General features: G+C 58.3%; 16 protein-coding genes. 2 read left to right on the top strand and 14 right to left on the bottom strand.

Annotated features, from left to right (window positions below; all coding sequences use genetic code 11):
- Positions 1 to 66 precede the first annotated feature (66 nt).
- From Q0746_RS14470 to Q0746_RS14455, 4 genes are read right to left on the bottom strand one after another with little or no spacing between them, the layout of a single operon-like run.
- Entirely contained in the window at positions 67 to 327 is a 261-nt protein-coding gene (locus Q0746_RS14470; protein WP_298261515.1) for a DUF2484 family protein, read from the bottom strand.
- Positions 324 to 1,730 (bottom strand): UDP-N-acetylmuramate--L-alanine ligase, encoded by a 1,407-nt coding sequence (murC, locus tag Q0746_RS14465; RefSeq protein WP_298261513.1) that lies wholly within the window; start codon positions 1,728 to 1,730, stop codon positions 324 to 326. The genes Q0746_RS14470 and murC overlap by 4 nt, the downstream gene beginning before the upstream one ends.
- Positions 1,727 to 2,824 (bottom strand): undecaprenyldiphospho-muramoylpentapeptide beta-N-acetylglucosaminyltransferase, encoded by a 1,098-nt coding sequence (murG, locus tag Q0746_RS14460; protein WP_298261510.1) that lies wholly within the window; start codon positions 2,822 to 2,824, stop codon positions 1,727 to 1,729. The genes murC and murG overlap by 4 nt, the downstream gene beginning before the upstream one ends.
- On the bottom strand, positions 2,824 to 3,993 hold the full coding sequence (locus Q0746_RS14455; protein ID WP_298261508.1) for a putative peptidoglycan glycosyltransferase FtsW: 1,170 nt from the start codon (positions 3,991 to 3,993) through the stop codon (positions 2,824 to 2,826). The genes murG and Q0746_RS14455 overlap by 1 nt, the downstream gene beginning before the upstream one ends.
- 155 nt (positions 3,994 to 4,148) lie before the next feature.
- Between Q0746_RS14455 and Q0746_RS14450 the strand changes: the two genes are divergently transcribed.
- Positions 4,149 to 4,736, top strand: a complete 588-nt coding sequence (locus tag Q0746_RS14450; protein ID WP_298261506.1) for a DUF6151 family protein — start codon at positions 4,149 to 4,151, stop codon at positions 4,734 to 4,736.
- Positions 4,737 to 4,884: 148 nt separating this feature from the next.
- Positions 4,885 to 5,199 carry a hypothetical protein gene (locus tag Q0746_RS14445; protein ID WP_298261504.1) on the top strand — a complete coding sequence of 105 codons (315 nt, stop codon included), beginning with the start codon at positions 4,885 to 4,887 and terminating at the stop codon, positions 5,197 to 5,199.
- A 19-nt stretch (positions 5,200 to 5,218) separates the two neighbouring features.
- Here Q0746_RS14445 and murD read toward each other — a convergent pair whose 3' ends face one another.
- The 10 genes from murD to Q0746_RS14395 all read right to left on the bottom strand — a co-directional run bounded on the left by murD (position 5,219) and on the right by Q0746_RS14395 (position 16,500).
- Positions 5,219 to 6,622 (bottom strand): UDP-N-acetylmuramoyl-L-alanine--D-glutamate ligase, encoded by a 1,404-nt coding sequence (gene murD / locus Q0746_RS14440; RefSeq protein WP_298261502.1) that lies wholly within the window; start codon positions 6,620 to 6,622, stop codon positions 5,219 to 5,221.
- A complete protein-coding gene (locus Q0746_RS14435) occupies positions 6,619 to 6,954 on the bottom strand; it encodes a hypothetical protein (protein WP_298261500.1) in 336 nt (111 codons plus the stop codon). Before Q0746_RS14435 ends, murD begins: the two co-directional genes overlap by 4 nt.
- On the bottom strand, positions 6,955 to 8,040 hold the full coding sequence (gene mraY, locus Q0746_RS14430) for a phospho-N-acetylmuramoyl-pentapeptide-transferase (protein ID WP_298261498.1): 1,086 nt from the start codon (positions 8,038 to 8,040) through the stop codon (positions 6,955 to 6,957).
- 18 nt (positions 8,041 to 8,058) lie between these two features.
- Positions 8,059 to 9,462 carry a UDP-N-acetylmuramoyl-tripeptide--D-alanyl-D-alanine ligase gene (murF, locus tag Q0746_RS14425; RefSeq protein ID WP_298261497.1) on the bottom strand — a complete coding sequence of 468 codons (1,404 nt, stop codon included), beginning with the start codon at positions 9,460 to 9,462 and terminating at the stop codon, positions 8,059 to 8,061.
- Entirely contained in the window at positions 9,459 to 10,940 is a 1,482-nt protein-coding gene (locus Q0746_RS14420) for a UDP-N-acetylmuramoyl-L-alanyl-D-glutamate--2,6-diaminopimelate ligase (protein ID WP_298261495.1), read from the bottom strand. The genes murF and Q0746_RS14420 overlap by 4 nt, the downstream gene beginning before the upstream one ends.
- A gap of 37 nt (positions 10,941 to 10,977) precedes the next feature.
- Positions 10,978 to 12,762 carry a penicillin-binding protein 2 gene (locus Q0746_RS14415; RefSeq protein ID WP_298261493.1) on the bottom strand — a complete coding sequence of 595 codons (1,785 nt, stop codon included), beginning with the start codon at positions 12,760 to 12,762 and terminating at the stop codon, positions 10,978 to 10,980.
- On the bottom strand, positions 12,759 to 13,133 hold the full coding sequence (locus Q0746_RS14410) for a cell division protein FtsL (protein ID WP_298261491.1): 375 nt from the start codon (positions 13,131 to 13,133) through the stop codon (positions 12,759 to 12,761). The genes Q0746_RS14415 and Q0746_RS14410 overlap by 4 nt, the downstream gene beginning before the upstream one ends.
- Positions 13,133 to 14,122: a 16S rRNA (cytosine(1402)-N(4))-methyltransferase RsmH gene (rsmH, locus tag Q0746_RS14405; protein ID WP_298261489.1), complete on the bottom strand. Its 990-nt coding sequence runs from the start codon at positions 14,120 to 14,122 to the stop codon at positions 13,133 to 13,135. The genes Q0746_RS14410 and rsmH overlap by 1 nt, the downstream gene beginning before the upstream one ends.
- Before the next feature lie 4 nt (positions 14,123 to 14,126).
- Positions 14,127 to 14,639 (bottom strand): division/cell wall cluster transcriptional repressor MraZ, encoded by a 513-nt coding sequence (mraZ, locus tag Q0746_RS14400; RefSeq protein ID WP_298261487.1) that lies wholly within the window; start codon positions 14,637 to 14,639, stop codon positions 14,127 to 14,129.
- Between the two features lie 1,420 nt (positions 14,640 to 16,059).
- A complete protein-coding gene (locus Q0746_RS14395; RefSeq protein WP_298261485.1) occupies positions 16,060 to 16,500 on the bottom strand; it encodes a glyoxalase superfamily protein in 441 nt (146 codons plus the stop codon).
- Positions 16,501 to 16,673 lie beyond the last annotated feature (173 nt).

The following is a 16,673-nucleotide window of genomic DNA, read 5'->3' as shown; positions in this document are numbered from 1 at the left end:
AAGGCGCGGTCCTCGTGCTGCAACGGCAAGATTGCGCCGCTTATGCTACGAGACGCTGAGGCTGCGCTATTCGGAGGTCTCGCCGACGGCTTTGCGCTTCACCCACCCCGCGAGGTAGCGGACGGGCCACCGCAGAACAGACACCCCCGCCGCCAAGCAGATCAACCCGATCCACGGGCCGTTTTCATATGTAACCCACCCCAGCAACGGCACCCCCACGGCGATAAGCACATAGGCCCTGCGCCAAAGATTGTCATTTGACGGGATCATGGCGGAGACATTCGCCACCACGACCCAGATGCATGCTGCCAGAAGGGAAAGGCTCATGACGGATCACCCAAGCGCGCGGGCAAAGCATTCGCCCATGCGCTGATGGTACCAGCCCCAAGCAAAACAACCATATCACCGGCTTTGGCCTGCTCGCGAACAAGGCGCAGCAGGTCGTCCTCGTTGATCACGGCGCGGGCGTGGCGATGGCCGTGGCGCAGCAAACCTGCCACCAGATCGTCGCGACCTGCGCCCTCGATCGGATCCTCACCGGCGGCGAAGATATCCGCGATCCCCACAACATCAGCATCATTGAAACAGGAGCAAAAGTCGTCAAACAACGAATGCAATCGGGAAAAGCGGTGCGGCTGATGGATCGCGATAACGCGGCCCTCGGTCGCCTGACGCGCGGCCTTGAGGACGGCGGCGATTTCAACGGGGTGGTGGCCGTAATCGTCGATGATGGTGACGCCGTTAACTTCGCCCACCTTGGTGAAGCGACGGTTCACGCCGCCAAAACTTGCCAGCGCGTCTTTGATTTCCTCGGCCTTCATCCCAAGGTGCCGCGCCACCGCGACGGCGGAAAGCGCGTTAGAGACATTGTGATCCCCCGGCATGGGCAGGGAACAGCCTTCGATCACCATGTCATCGTTTTGCAAAGCGATATCGAAATGCGCCACCCCCGCCTTATAGGTCAGGTTGATCGCCCGCACATCGGCTTGTGCGTTAAACCCGAAAGTAACCACGCGGCGGTCGGTGATTTTGCCCACCAACGCCTGCACCTCTGGGTGATCCGTGCAGCAAACCGCCAACCCGTAGAACGGAATATTGGAGACGAAATCCAGAAACCCTTTGCGCAGGGTATCGAAGTCGCCCCAGTGCTCCATATGCTCTGGGTCGATGTTGGTGACGATACCGATGGTGGCTGGCAGCCGGTTGAAAGTGCCGTCGCTTTCGTCTGCTTCGACCACCATCCATTCGCCCTGCCCCACCCGTGCGTTGGAGCCATAGGCGTGAATGATGCCGCCATTGATCACGGTCGGGTCGATGTTGCCCGCGTCCAGCAATGCCGCAACCATGGTGGTCGTCGTCGTTTTGCCGTGGGTGCCCGCGACGGCGATGTTGGACTTCAGGCGCATCAACTCGGCCAGCATTTCCGCGCGGCGCACAACCGGCAGGCCTTTGAGACGGGCCTCGTCCAGCTCGGCGTTTCCAGGCTTAATGGCCGAAGAGATCACGACCACATCCGCATTCACCAAGTTTTCGGCACGTTGGCCTTCAAAGATCGTTGCGCCAAGCTTGCTCAGACGATCGGTAATTTTCGATGTCTTCATGTCGGAGCCTTGGACCGTGTAGCCAAGGTTCAACAGCACCTCGGCGATGCCGGACATGCCAATGCCGCCGATGCCCACGAAGTGGATGGCGCCGAGTTCTAACGGGAGTTTTGTAGCGGATGCGTTCATTTGCTCTTCTTTGCGAGAGTTTCAACAATTTCGACCAAGCGTTCGGTGGCGTCAGGGCGGGAGACGGATAAGGCCGCCTGCACCATCTTAAGCGCCCCGTCGGGATTGGTGAGGATGGTTTCGATATTCGCCGCCAGCGTGTCTGGCGTGAGTTGGCTTTCTGGGACCATAATTGCCGCACCCGCCTCGACCAAGCCACGCGCATTGGCGGTTTGATGGTCCGCGGTGGCGGCCGCGAAGGGCACCAGAATTGACGGGCGACCGATGACAGAAATATCCGCCACCGATGACGCGCCAGAGCGCGAGATCACAAGTTGCGCCTCGGCGAAACGGCTGGGCACATCCTCAAAGAAGGGTTGCACCTCAGCGTCGATACCGGCCTGCGCATAGGTCGCGGCGGCGGTCTCGGCGTCTTCATCGCGAGCCTGATGGGCCACACGAAGGTGGGTTTTCAGGGCATCTGGCAAGGCGGCAATTGCCGCAGGCACCACCTCGCTGAGGATGCGCGCGCCCTGCGAGCCACCAATCACGACGATGCTCATTGGGTAATCGCCTGGCGAGATATAGCCCGCGGAGGCCCGCTCCAACACAGCGCCCCGCACAGGGTTGCCGGTGAATACCCCCTCCACCCCTTCGGGAAGGTCGGTTGGCCATGTGCCGCAAGCCACCGCATTGACCCGTTTGGCGAACACTTGGTTGACGCGGCCCAGCACGCCGTTTTGCTCGTGGATGGCGCGGGGCAGCTTCATCAACGTCGCCGCAGAAATGGCGGGAAAGCTTGGGTAACCGCCAAAGCCCACCACCGCGGAAGGCCGATCCTTGCGAAACGCCATCATTGCCGACAGCACGCCCGCCGCCAGTTTGAAGGGCGCTGCGAGTTTGCCAGCCACACCGCCGCGGGAAAATGTGGCCGATTTGACTTGCTCGATAGAGACATCTTGGGGGAAGCCGCCTGTGTAGCGTGCCCCGCGCGCGTCGGTCGACAGTTTCACCCGCCAACCACGCGCCAGCATTGCTTCGGCCAAGGCCTGCGCGGGGAACATATGCCCGCCGGTACCGCCAGCGGCAATCACCAAAAGTGGCGCGTCAGACATCATTGCCCCCTGCGGCGCAGAAGGATATCGCGCATCTCGTCTTGCGGGCGCTGACGAGTGAAGGCCAGCAGCATCCCAAGGGCAATGCCCCCTGCAATGAGCGATGACCCACCGTTGGAGACGAAGGGAAGCGTCATGCCTTTGGCGGGCAGCAGACGCACAGCCACACCCATGTTGATAAAGGCCTGCATGGAGAACATCGCCACAAGGCCGGTGCCTGCGAGACGCGTGAACGGGTCACGCTCTTTCATCAAACGGTGCAAGCAACGCACCGAGAAGATGGCATAGAGTGCGATGATCGCCAGCACCATAACGAGGCCGTATTCCTCGGCAGCCACGGCGATAATGAAGTCGGTATGCGCATCAGGCAGGGACCATTTCACCGAGCCTTCGCCGACGCCGACACCGAAGTATCCACCTTCGCGAATGGCGTTTGTGGCATAGCCCAATTGGGTGGTTGGATCGACCTCGGCGGTCAAGAAACCATCGATACGACGGGCAAAGTGCTCGGACAGCGAATACGCCGTCAGGCCTGCGAAGACCACCGCACCGGCCATGCCCGCCAACAAGATCATCGGCGCGCCAGCAACGAAATACACCACGCCCCAGCTAAACAGCACCAAGCAGGCTTGGCCAAAGTCGGGCTGCATCGCCAGAAAACCCACCACCACCAGAGTAAGAAGGAAGGAATAAAGCTTGCCGGGCGGGCCGTTGATCTCCTGACCTCCGGCGATCAACCACGCGGAGGTGACGATAAACACAGGCTTGAGGAACTCCGACGGCTGCACCGAGGCAAAGCCCAGCGAATACCAGCGCGTGGCCCCTTTGCCAAAATCCGTCCCGAACACAGGCAACATAACCAAAGCCACAAGCGTGGCCAGAAACATCAAGGTCGCCAAGCGGCGCACCATCAAGGTCGACATCATCGACACCGCGATCATCGTCATCATCGCAACACAGCCAAAGAAGGCCTGACGTGATACGTAATGGAAAGGATCAAGGCCGTTTTTCTCGGCCAAGGGCGGCGACGCGGCCAACCCCAGCAAGAGTCCGATCCCAAACAATGCGAAGACGCAGGTCATCGACCAGCGATCCAACGTACGCCACCATTTGGGTAAAATTGGCTCGCCTGGTTGCACCAGAGCGGTGCCATACACCATCTCAGTCATGAGAATTACCGCCTTAACTGCCTCAATCGCCCGATTTTTCGGGTCTATTCGCCAATGTTAGCGGCAAAAGCTGCGGCAATCCAGCCTCAAGTTTTGGAATTGCGCGGATGCGCGCCGGTTGTCATGATGTTGATATCCACGAACGGAGCAAACGAATGACCCCTCAATTGACCCTGTCCTGCCAATGTGGCGAATTTCAAGCCGTCATTCATGGCCCGAGTGCCTCTTCGTGCAATCACGCCATGTGCTATTGCAAAGACTGCCGCGCCTTTGCCCATCACCTCAATCAAGAGGACCACATTCTGGACAGCTCGGGCGGAACCGATCTGTATCAAACCCAGCCGTCACAGGTCGAAATCACCGCTGGGGCGGATAAATTGGCAGTCCTGCAACTGGCCCCCAAAGGGCTGTACCGCTGGCACACCAGCTGCTGTAACACCGCGATTTGCAACACAATGGGGAACCCGAAATTGTCGTTCGTTGGATTTATGAGCGCCAATTTGACGAACCAAGAGTCCTTGGGCCCCGTCACAATCAAATACAAACCGGACCAAGCCACCGGACCCGTCCCAGAGCCACACGGAAGCCTATTGCGCTTTGCCGGATACACCATCCGCAACATGCTAAAGGCACGGGTGTCCGGGACGTGGAAGAACACGCCGTTCTTTGGCGAAGACGGGCGCTCTGTGGTGAAACCCGTTGTCTTGAGTGAGGCAGAGCGAGAAGCCGCCTACGCACGGTGAACTGACAGGGAAAGCGCCTGCCCGCCCCTCGACAAAATACGCCACCTCATTGGCGCGCAGCGTGACCAGCCCAACCCGCCCGCGTTTTGAGCGATATCCAAGCTGTGTTACGCTCCCTCATAGTCAGAATTGTCTAGGGGAAGTTTACATGAAGAATTTTGCAAAAACTTATGGTGTTGGCTGCGCGTTACTGCTGGCGAGCGCATGCGCAAACCCAGGAATACCGACGATCGTGAAGGCCAGCACGAAGCCATTACCCGACAGCAAGATTACCATTGAGGGAACCGACTACCGCCTCAAGCGTGCGATCGCCCTAAATGGCCGTCAAAAGGGCAAAGAGGTCTGGGCAATCGTGGTCGCGGGCCAGACCTATTCGTGCACCACAGCAACAAGAGCAGGTTGTGAATTCACATTGGACCGCGCCAAGAAAAAGCAACGTGCGGAACGCGACATGGGATATTGAGAAAACGGGAGCAGAGCGCTCACGCCTGAGTGATGGCCGCAACCTGCGCAATGAAGTCTTCGCCGCGTTTCTCGAAGCTGTCGTATTGATCGAAACTTGCCGCGGCAGGCGCGAGGAGAACTGTATCGCCGCTTGTAGCATCAGCAGTTGCGCGTCCGACCGCCGTGGCCATATCGGTGCAGACCTCATGGGGCAGATCACCCAGTTGCATCGCGAAGTTTGCCGCCTCGCGACCGATCACATAGGCCTTGGTGACGCCGCCCACATGGGGCAGCAGCGCGTCGAGCCCGCCTTCTTTTTCCAACCCGCCGCAAATCCAGCGAATGTTGGTGAACGCCTGCAACGCCTTGGCGGCGCTATCGACATTGGTGGCCTTGCTGTCGTTGACGAATTTCACTCCGTCCACCTCGCCCACCAACTGGGAGCGATGCGGCAAGCCGCCGAAACTGTGAAACGCTGCCTCGATCACCCGCGGAGCCAGCCCGACCGTGCGGCAAGCCGCATAGGCGGCACAGGCGTTTTGGTGGTTATGAGAGCCGGGCAATCCGGAGATGTTGCGCAGATCAATCGACGCGATTTGCTTGCCCTTGCGCCATTCGGACAAGAAGCCCTTCTTGGCAAAGACATTCCACCCCTCGCCAGCCAGTTTACGCGCTGACGAGACGCGGATCACCCGATCATCCACGGCGTTGCTTGCCATTTGGTTGGCGAGATAGAGACCTTCGTCTTCGTCCACCCCAATGATGCACCGGTCAGGACCGCCTTCTGAAAACAATCGACGTTTGGCGGCGAAATACCCTCCCATGCCGTCATGGCGATCCAAATGATCAGGGGTCAGATTGGTGAAGACCGCGACGTCCGGCGTCAAAGATCGCGCAAGGTCGGTTTGATAGCTAGACAGCTCCAGCACCACTACTTCGCCGTCGATGGCGGGATCGATATCCAGCACCCCGCGCCCGATGTTGCCCGCAAGTTGCGTCGGACGTTGGGCATGCTCAAGGATGTGGTGGATCAGAGCAGACGTTGTTGATTTGCCGTTCGAGCCGGTAACCGCGATGATCTTTGGCATGCGCTCGAAATTGTCCCACTCCGACGTGGCGAACGAGCGAAAGAACAAAGAGATATCGTTATCCACCGGCACACCCGCCGCCCATGCGGCGCGCACCACCTTATTCGGAGAAGGATAGAGATGCGGAATTCCAGGAGAGACGATCAAAGAAGCGACGCCGTCAAAGCCCCCTTGCTTGCCCAGATCGCGGACCTCGAAACCCTCGGCTGCCGCTGTGTCTCGGGCTGCTTCATTGTCGTCCCAAACCACCGCATGCGCCTTGCCTTCGCGCAATGCGCGCGCCGCAGACAGCCCAGAGCGACCAAGGCCAAGAACGGCGACCGTTGCACCGGCATATCCTTGAACAGGGATCAAGTGGCTGGCCCAGCAAGATAGGCGGTGTGGTAGTAGGGCCCGTTAAAGCTCAGCTCCAGCGAGAAGGCACACGGCTGATCCACCACGCCCTTAAGGCCCGCAGATAGATCCCCCATAAGCGCATTCATGAAGTCCGCATCGCGATGCGCCTTGGGCAACAAGGTGATGTTGATAATCACATGAGAATGCTTGTAATCCCCGACCTGAAAGGCCCGCGACTTCACGGCCCCTGCCCCGCTGTCATGATTGGCAATCGTTGTCTCGATCAGCGCCATCATCGCCTGTGTATCGAGTGTCAGATCAGCCGAGTATTTGATTTCCGCATGGGGCATCTAGCGCACCTTCAATGTTGCAAGGCCAATCATGGCAAGGATCAAAGAGATGATCCAGAACCGGATAACGATTTGCGGCTCTGCCCAGCCCTTCTTTTCAAAGTGGTGATGGATCGGGGCCATCAAAAACACCCGTTTGCCGGTTTTCTTGAAGTAGAGAACCTGAATAATCACCGACAGGGTTTCCACCACAAAAAGGCCGCCAACGATGCCCATGACCAGCTCGTGCTTGGTCAGAACCGCAATGGTGCCAAGCGCGCCGCCCAAAGCCAACGAACCGGTATCGCCCATGAAAACAGCCGCCGGCGGGGCGTTATACCAAAGAAAGCCAAGCCCGCCGCCAATCATGCCAGCCATGAAGATCAGCAGCTCGCCCGTGCCAGGAACATAGTGCAAACCAAGGTAGTCGGTGAAGTCGACGCGGCCCACCGCATAGGCAATCACGCCCAAGGTCGCTGCCGCAATCATCACCGGCATGATGGCCAGCCCGTCCAGCCCATCGGTGAGGTTGACCGAATTGGCCGCCCCCACGATCACCAACATTGTGAACGGAATGAACATGAACCCGAGGTTCACCAAAGTGTCTTTGTACACCGGCAAGGCCAGCTGGTTGACCAGCCCGTCGGGATGCAACGTCGTCGCGAAAAAGCCCGCGATGGCCGCGATGATAAAGCCCAAAATCAACCGGATACGTGCCGACAGGCCCGCATGGGAATTGGAGGTCACCTTCGCGTAGTCATCCACGAAACCGATCGCGCCAAACCCGATTGTGACCAACAGCACGATCCAGACAAACCCATTGTCCAACCGCGCCCACAGAAGTGTCGACAAGATCAAAGCGCCAAGGATCAACACGCCCCCCATCGTCGGGGTGCCTTGCTTGGTCAGGATGTGGCTTTCTGGCCCGTCATCGCGAATGGGTTGACCGTTACGCTGCTTGCGTTTGAGCAGATTGATCAACGGCCGCCCGAAGACGAACCCGAAAATAAGCGCTGTGAAGAATGCCCCGCCCGCACGAAACGTGATGTAGCGAAAAAGGTTAAAGAAATCGCCGCCATCTGAAAATGCGGTGAGCCAATACAACATGTAGCGGTGCCCCTTTGGTTACTTAGCTACGGATTGGCCCAAATTTTTGATGGCGTCAACGATCAGAGCCATTTTCATCGACAAAGATCCCTTTGCCATCACCACATCACCTGCCCGAACCAGTGCCAGCGGACTTTCAGCCAACTCGGCGCTGGTCTGCGCCCATAGGCCCTGCTTGGAGGCGGGAAGGGAATCGTAGAGATGTTTCATCAATGGTCCAACACAGTGGACTTGATCGATATGTTCCATCGCCTGATGGGTGGCGAAACTGGCGTGCAAATCAGCTTCGGTCTCCCCGAGCTCTTTCATATCACCAAGGATGGCCACGCGGCGCCCTGCGGCCGATGGCCGTGTGGCGCTGGCCAAAACATCAAGAGCCGCCCCGACGGAGGCGGGATTGGCGTTATAGGCGTCGTCGAACAAATCGATCCCCTGCTCCGGCATCTGAGCGTCAAGGTGGATGAACTTGCGCTGCCCCCGCCCAGAAGGGGGGGCCCAGTTGCTCAGCTCTACCGCAGCGCGCCCCAAATCGGCCCCTGCCGCATGTGCGGCCGCCAGACAGGCCAACCCGTTCATCGCAAAGTGACGCCCAAGCGCACCAAGTTTGAACACCAATGCCGTGCCCGCGTGGCTTGCGCGGCAGACCGTAGACGCATCGCCAGAGGTCGCCTCCAACAGTTGCCAGTCGGCGGCCTCGGACTGACCGAAGGTTTCACAGTTTGAAGGTGCCTTGGAGAGCAGCAGTTGCGTCGTAGCCAGATCGGCATTGATGATCGCTGTACCCCCCTGCTCGAGCCCCTCAAAGATCGCCGCCTTTTCGCGCGCGATGTCCTCAACGGACACAAAGGCCTCCAGATGCGCGGGGGCCACGATGGTGATTATCGCCACATTCGGGCACGCCATTTTGGCCAAAGGTGCGATTTCGCCAGGATGGTTCATGCCGATTTCAATCACGGCAAAATCAGTATCGCGCGGCATGCGTGCCAAAGTCAGCGGCACGCCCCAATGGTTGTTATAGCTTTTCTCGGCGGCGTGGATGGCCCCTTGGCCCGTCAATGCAGTGCGCAACATTTCCTTGGTCGATGTTTTCCCCACCGAGCCGGTGACGCCGATCACCTGCGCATGTGTACGCGATCTCGCTGCCCGACCAAGGGCTTCAAGGCCGGCCAACACATCCTCCACCAGCAGCAAAGGTGCGTCCTTGGGCACCCCATCGGGTATTTTGGACACCAGCGCACAGCCCGCCCCCTTTTCCAAGGCTTGGGCGACGAAGTCATGCCCGTCGCGTTCTGCCTTCAGGGCCACGAACATATCGCCCGCCTCTAACGTGCGCGTATCGATGGAGACACCGGTAGCCGTCCAGCTTACGGCAGATGTTCCACCAGTTGCGGCCACTGCCTCGTCAGATGTCCAAAGCGTCATAGCAGTTCCTCCAACGCAGCCACCGCCACGCTTGCTTGTTCCACGTCATCAAAGGGCAAAATGTCATCGCCCACGACCTGCCCAGTTTCATGGCCTTTGCCCGCGATGAGCAACGTATCTCCGGCGCCAAGCGCATCCACTCCGCGCAAAATAGCCTCGGCGCGATCCCCCACCTCGGTGGCGTTCGGGACGGCCTCCATGATCGCGGCGCGAATGGCGGATGGCTCTTCGGAGCGCGGATTATCATCTGTCACAAAGACCACATCAGCATGATCCCGCGCAGCCGCCCCCATAAGTGGGCGCTTGCCGGTGTCGCGGTCCCCGCCTGCGCCAAAGACCACGATAAGGCGCCCCATCACATGGGGGCGCATGGCCTTAAGGGCTGTGGCCAGCGCATCGGGCGTATGGGCATAATCGACAAACACCGCAGCCCCATTGGCACGGGTTGCGGCCTTTTGCATACGCCCGCGCACTGTGGTCAGCATTGGCAAGGTCTCGAACACCTCAGCGGGCTTCGCCCCCGCCCCGATCGCAAGGCCTGCGGCGACCATGACGTTGGAGGCCTGAAAGCCGCCGATCAGGTCAAGGCGCGCTTGGTGCACATCGCCGTCAAAGGAAAAGCGCAGGTCCTGACCGGTGGCATCAAAGCGCTGGCCAAGGAGTTGCAGGTCACAATTGTCCGAACTGCCGACACGCAGCAAACGGTGGCCGCGTTCGTTGGCGATTGCGGCCATTTCGGTGCCCTTGGGGTCATCCATATTGATCACCGCCACGCCGTCTTGCGCCAACACGCGCCGGAACAAACCTGCTTTGGCGTTGAAATACTCAAGGAAGGTTTCGTGGTAATCTAGGTGGTCTTGGGTGAAATTCGTAAAGGCCGCCGCAATCAAGCGCACCCCGTCGAGGCGGCGTTGCTCCAGCCCGTGACTGGAGGCCTCCATCGCGGCATGCGTGATGCCCTGCCCTGCCATCTCGGACAGGAGTTTGTGCAGGGTGATCGGCTCTGGGGTGGTATGGGTCATCGGGGCTGTGAAGGCCCCCTCGACGCCCGCGGTGCCGAAATTGACGGCGTCCAGCCCCATTTCCAGCCAAATCTGACGGGTAAAGCTTGCGACCGATGTTTTGCCATTGGTCCCTGTCACCGCCACCATGGAGCTGGGCTGCGCCCCGTACCAAAGGGCCGCGGCATAGGCTAAGGCTTGGCGCGGGTCCTCGGTGACGACCAATGCTGCACCGGAGGCGGCGATGTCTTCGGCGGCGATTTCCGCACCTTCCGGGTCGGTCAGAATGGCGCCTGCATCCATACGCAAGGCGTATTGAATGAATTCCGCCCCATGGACGTTCGATCCCGGCAAGGCTGCGAACAGATGTCCGGGTTTAACGAGACGGCTGTCGACGGACAGGCCAGTGACCTGCACATCCGCTGTGCCCTGAGCGGTTAGCCCCAATTCATTCAGGCTTGCGCGTGTGCGTGCCATAGTGCCCCCGAGAGTGTCGCCCCGCGGGGCCAAATGCCTAGCGGGATGCGGTGTTTACAACTTGGCTTAATTCACCGCGATCAAGCGCTGGCCGCAAGCCCAAAAGGGGGGCAGTGCGCCGGATCATTTCGGCCGCCACGGGCACAGCGGTCCAACCGGCGGTGCGACGTGGCTTTTTACCAGAGTTTTCAGACGGCTCGTCTAGGGTCACGACAAGCACATATTTTGGATCACTCATCGGGAAGGCGGATGCGAATGTCGCGATCACCTTGTCCTTGTGATAGCCACCGCGGCGCTTTGGCTTATCGGCGGTGCCGGTCTTGCCCCCCACCTCATATCCTTCGACACGGGCAAAAGACGCCGTACCGCGCTTCACCACCTCGCGCAGCATCATGCGGGCCTGCTGAGAGGTCCTTTGCGAAATGACGCGTGGGCCTTTGACGACCTCGGTTTGCTTCAGCAAAGTCGGCTTAACCAATGTGCCGCCGTTGACCATGGTCGAATAGGCCGCGGCGAGATGCAGCGGGCTGGCCGCCATGCCGTGCCCATAGGACACAGTCATCGTGTGAATATCAGCCCAGTTCTTCGGCAACAGCGGCTTCGCCCCCGGGGCTTCGACCAGCTCCACCGGAGTTGGCGCAAAGAACCCGAGGTCTTTGAGAAACTGCTTTTGACGTTTCGCACCAATATCAAGCGCCATGCGTGCGGTGCCAATATTGGAGGACTTCACGATAATATCGGTCACGCTGAGGGCTGGGCCATAGTTGTGGAAGTCACGAATTTTATGGCGGCCTTTTTGCATGGGGCCTTTGGTGTTGATCATCGTGTTTGGGTTCACAAGACCGACCTCTAGCGCCTGAGCGGCGGCAAAAATCTTGAATGTCGAGCCAAGCTCATACACGCCTTGCACCGCGCGGTTAAACAAGGGGCTGTCGGACGGGTCCCCTTTGATCAACCCGTTGGGGCGGGTGTTGGGATCAAAATCGGGCAGGGAAATCATCGAGATAACTTCGCCCGTGTGCACATCCATCAAAATGCTGGTGGCCCCTTTGGCGTTCATCAATTTCATGCCGCCCTCTAGGACCTGACGTGATGCGGCTTGGATGCTCATGTCGAGCGACAGGCGCAAAGGGGCGCCTTCCATAGCTGGGTCCCGCAAGTAGGTGTCGAATGATTTCTCGACACCGGCGGTCCCGATTACTTCAGCAGAATGAACGCCTTCACGCCCGAAGCTCGCCCCACCCAAGATATGTGCAGCCAGCTTGCCGTTGGGGTAAAGGCGCATCTCACGCGGTCCAAAAAGCAACCCCGGATCGCCAATATCATGCACTTTTTGCAATTGCTCTGGGCTGAGTTTTTTCTTAATCCACAAGAACTTACGCTTGCCGGAGAAATCTTTCTTCAAACGTGCCAAGTCCAGATCAGGGAAGATGGCGACCAGCTCTTTGGCGGCGCGCTCCGGCTCGATCATCAGATGAGGTTGGGCGTATAGGGAGTTGGTGATCAGGTTGGTCGCCAGCACGCGATCATTTCTATCAACAATATCAGCGCGTTGCGCAACAATCTTCGCACCCGTGGCGGAGGCTTGCGGCTCCACTGCTTCGCTTGAGGCCAGTTCGGTCATCCGCGCACCGACCAGCGCGAAGGCGATCACAAAGAACACCCCCACGAACAGCAAGCGGCTTTCGGCACGCAGGCGCATTTTGTCGCGCATTTCTTCATGACGGGCACGAATGTTGTCGCGCTCGATCTTGTCTGGGTTCTCGCCCTTCTGTCTTGCTTGCAGAATTCGCGCCAAGGGGCGCAGCGGGGTCCGGATCATGGGTATTGCTCTCCGTCCTCAGCCAGATAATTGCCGCGCACATCCACGGCGCCATTGATGTCGTCGAGGTTAAACTCTGCCTCGGGGGAGGCGAAGGTGACCTGCGCCACATCCCCGAACTGACCCGGTGTGATCGGCAGAAGTTCCAGATCGGGGAAGTTCAGGTCGGCCAGATCGCGCAGACGTTCGGGGCGGTTCAGATAGGCCCATTCTGCGGCCAGAACGGACATGGTTTCGCGGGATGACCCGATTTCACGTTGCAAGCCAGAGGCCGTGCGCAGCGCGTCTTGGGTTTCGTAGTTTTCGTAATAGGCCCAGTAGCCAAGCCCCATGACCGCAAGGGCCGATACCGAATAAAATAGTCCACGCATTACAAAAGCTCCTGTCCTGTCAGTTTGGGCAGGCCAAGACCTGCCCTCCCCTTGTCTGCTGCGGGGGCGTCCGTGCGCCGCCCGACCCTAAGTTTGGCCGAACGTGATCGCGGGTTACGCTCCAGCTCGTCCTTGTCTGCCGTCACAGCCTTGCGCGTGATCAGCTCAAATGTTGGCGCGTCGAACTCTTGTTCGGGCGCATAGCGCGAGCCGCCACCGGTTTTGCCAGCGCGCGCTTGGAGATATTTTTTGACGATACGGTCTTCCAGCGAATGAAAGGTCACCACGGCCAGCTCACCGCCGGGTTTCAATGCACGCTCTGCGGCTTCCAACCCGCTGATAAGTTGCCCGAATTCGTCATTTACAGCGATACGTAGCGCCTGAAAGCTGCGGGTCGCGGGATGGCTCTTGCTGGGATTGCCTTTGGGCAGAACGCTTTCGATCACCTCCACCAGCTTGGCCGTTGTGGTGATCGGACGCGCGGCGATCATCGCCTTGGCGATGCGGCGCGATGCACGTTCTTCGCCGTATTGAAACAGGATGTCGGCCAGCAAGGCCTCGGAGCCCTCGTTGACCAGATCAGCGGCACTTAGCCCATCTTGCCCCATGCGCATATCAAGCGGGCCGTCACGCAGGAAAGAGAAGCCGCGCTCTGCTTGATCCAACTGCATAGAGGACACGCCCAGATCGAGAACCACGCCGTCGACCAATTCGCCCGCCAGCTTGTCCAACTCGGAGAATGTACCGCGTTTGAGTGTCAGCGCGGGGTAGGTTTCAACCCAACTGGCTGCCATTTCAAAGACCAAAGGGTCGCGGTCAATGCCGATAACCTTCGCCCCTTTATCAAGGAAAGCTTTGGTGTAGCCGCCAGCGCCAAAGGTGCCATCCACCCAGACCCCTTGAGGCGTGACATTGTCTAAGATTGCATCAATGAGGACCGGCAGGTGCGGCGCATCAGGGTTCGTCTCACGCGGCACTCTTGCAGACATGGGCCTACTCCGCGGGGGATGGCTCTGGCGCCATCTCCAACAATTCCAATGGGTCGAAGTCTTCGCCCTGCTCGTCCAACCAGTCTTCGATGTCTGCATTGCGATCATCAAAGGCGTCTGGCGCCCAGATTTGGAACGTGTCGCCCATGGCCACGAATTTGGCCTCATTTGTGATGCCAATTTTCTCGCGCAGCTTTGCGGGCAAAACCAAACGACCCGTGTCGTCGGTTTGCGTGGGCAGGGATTGCGAGTTGAAGATGTGCTCCAGCGCGCGACGCTGTTTGGAGCCGCGCGGCAAACGCGCGATCTTGTCATCGACCTCTTGAATGGCTTCTTGCGTATAGGCTTCAAGGTAATTTTGAGTTTTGCCACCGTATACAATGACAACATTCGGGTTCAGACCGTCGGTCCAATCGGGGTCAGAGGCTTCCAGAACACGGCGAAACAGGGCTGGGATCGAGACCCTGCCCTTGCTGTCCACCTTGTGGACGCCTTCACCTCTGAACCGTTGTGCCACTGTCCGCGCCACCCTTTCATATTCTCAAGCCCTTAAACGGAAAACGGCAAGTTGATCTGCTGCCACTGATCAACTTGCCGCCCTCGTTCCCGTTTAGGGAGGTGTTTGACCCGCGCCACCTGGGGGGATGTCTACTCGCGCAGGGTCAAACGTAGTTAGATAAAGTCGGTGCCTGTATGAAACCTTTTGGTCGCCTTGGGGTTCTTAATCGCCCCTTGTTTTTAGTTGCCGTCTTTATCGTGAGAACTTTGTGCCATGGGACGATATGGTAATCAATGGGTTTTTACGGGACAGCGTGGGAATAAGATTTTTCCGCCCGCCCCGAGTCGCTGAAATGGGGGTGTTTTTGGCTCAGTTGGTGACAGCGCTGTGAGGCACCACTAGATATAGTGGCTCAAATTTTCTGAAATTTTTCCCATGATTTCCCATGATTTTTCCATTTTGAAGTGATTTCCCATGCTCAGCCCATGAAATCCCACCCGAATCACCCCCTTTTGAGTCATTTTGATTCGCGACGCAAGTTATCCACAGGGCAAAACAACAAAAGCCGCGCAAGACTATGCGCGGCTGAGGAATTTGGTGAGTGTTTGCGGAGAGAGGGTGGTTATGCGGGCTTTGCCTTCATCCAAGCGAAGTGCGTCAATGTCCGATTTGACGCCCCATCCCAAAAACGGATGATGTTTGAGCACCACCCAAAACAGATCGCTTGAGCAGGGCTATAGTTGTAGTGGGAAGGCCGCCGTTCCTATCTTATATGCAAATTGAAACATATTGGCCGTCGCTATCATAAAAGTCATAGCAGCCGAAAATCATTTTCTTTTGGGCGGAACATTGGCCAGGTGCACCTTCCCGGGTGACACCACACCACCCTTCACATTCCGTCGCGCTTAGGCACATTTTGCCAGCGTCAGAAGTGCCCTCGACACAAGAGTATCCGTTAACGAGCGGGTCGCTTACGTATCGTGAACCATCGGCTTCACAGGTAATTTTGTCCGCCTCGGAAAAGGCAAACTCGTTTTCCGGCGCACAGGATACCAAAGCAAAACAGGAGATGAAAAATAATCGGTGCATGTCAAACTTTCACTGCCATGGAAAATAATAAACTTAAAACCGTTCTGAGCAAGGCGCCTCCAGAAACCTTCCTTTTTGGCACGATGTAAAAACATCGACATTCGCGCTTTCAAACAGCCCGCACAAAACCTCGAGGATTGTTGGCGGTTTTTGACAGCCACACGACAGCATATATTAACCGCAGCATCCGTTTATTTGGGCTCACACCCGCCATCTGGCTTCGGCATTGCGCCATAGGTTTACGACCGCCCCACGAACTCACCCTGCCCCATCTGCGGCGTGGTGCGCCTCAACCCGTCCCTTTTAGGCAGGTTGAGGCGCGGCGGGATGGCGGCCAAGGCCCTTGCTGCTAGTGGTTCAACACCAGATGCGGCACCCCGTCGGAGCGCTTACCGACACTAATCCCATGACTATCCACCGTCGCGTTGATGCGTTGGCGGAATGACGAGAAGCTATCGAAGGTCACCACATCCACGGGGTCATCCAGATGCAGCGTCATGCGGTATCGCCCACCCGCGATAGCTGTCAGCGACAAGATGCGCCCTGAACACGGCTGATCCAGATAACGCCCCCGCACGAAATCCCCAACGGCCCAAGGCGGGCGATGGTTCGACAGCGCAGCGGCGCGCGCCTGTAAAGTGTTCCAGTCACGCAAACCCATTTGCTGGGCCAGAAGCTCCAGCGATTGGGAATGCGAAACGGGTGTATTCATAGAAGCCATTTGCGATCGAAGTCGTTTGGCTTGAGCCTTTAGGTCTTCCACCGAAGGCATAGGGTCTAGATTGGTCATTTGATCATCCATTACAAGATGACGCGAAATCGGTTTGATGGAGCCCGCGTTGCCATCACCCTGCGCGTCAGTTGCAGATGTGATCTTGCTAGATACAGAATTTCACCAAAGGACAAGCCTAGCGGGCGGCGGGCATTCTGCTGCCCTGCCGCCTCCTACCCCTATTATCAGGC

Origin of the sequence: uncultured Litoreibacter sp. (assembly GCF_947487515.1) — a bacterium.
Taxonomy (GTDB): Bacteria; Pseudomonadota; Alphaproteobacteria; order Rhodobacterales; family Rhodobacteraceae; genus Litoreibacter.
The sequence above is the reverse complement of the archived record's forward strand: the minus strand, read 5'-3'. Positions and strand labels throughout refer to the sequence as shown.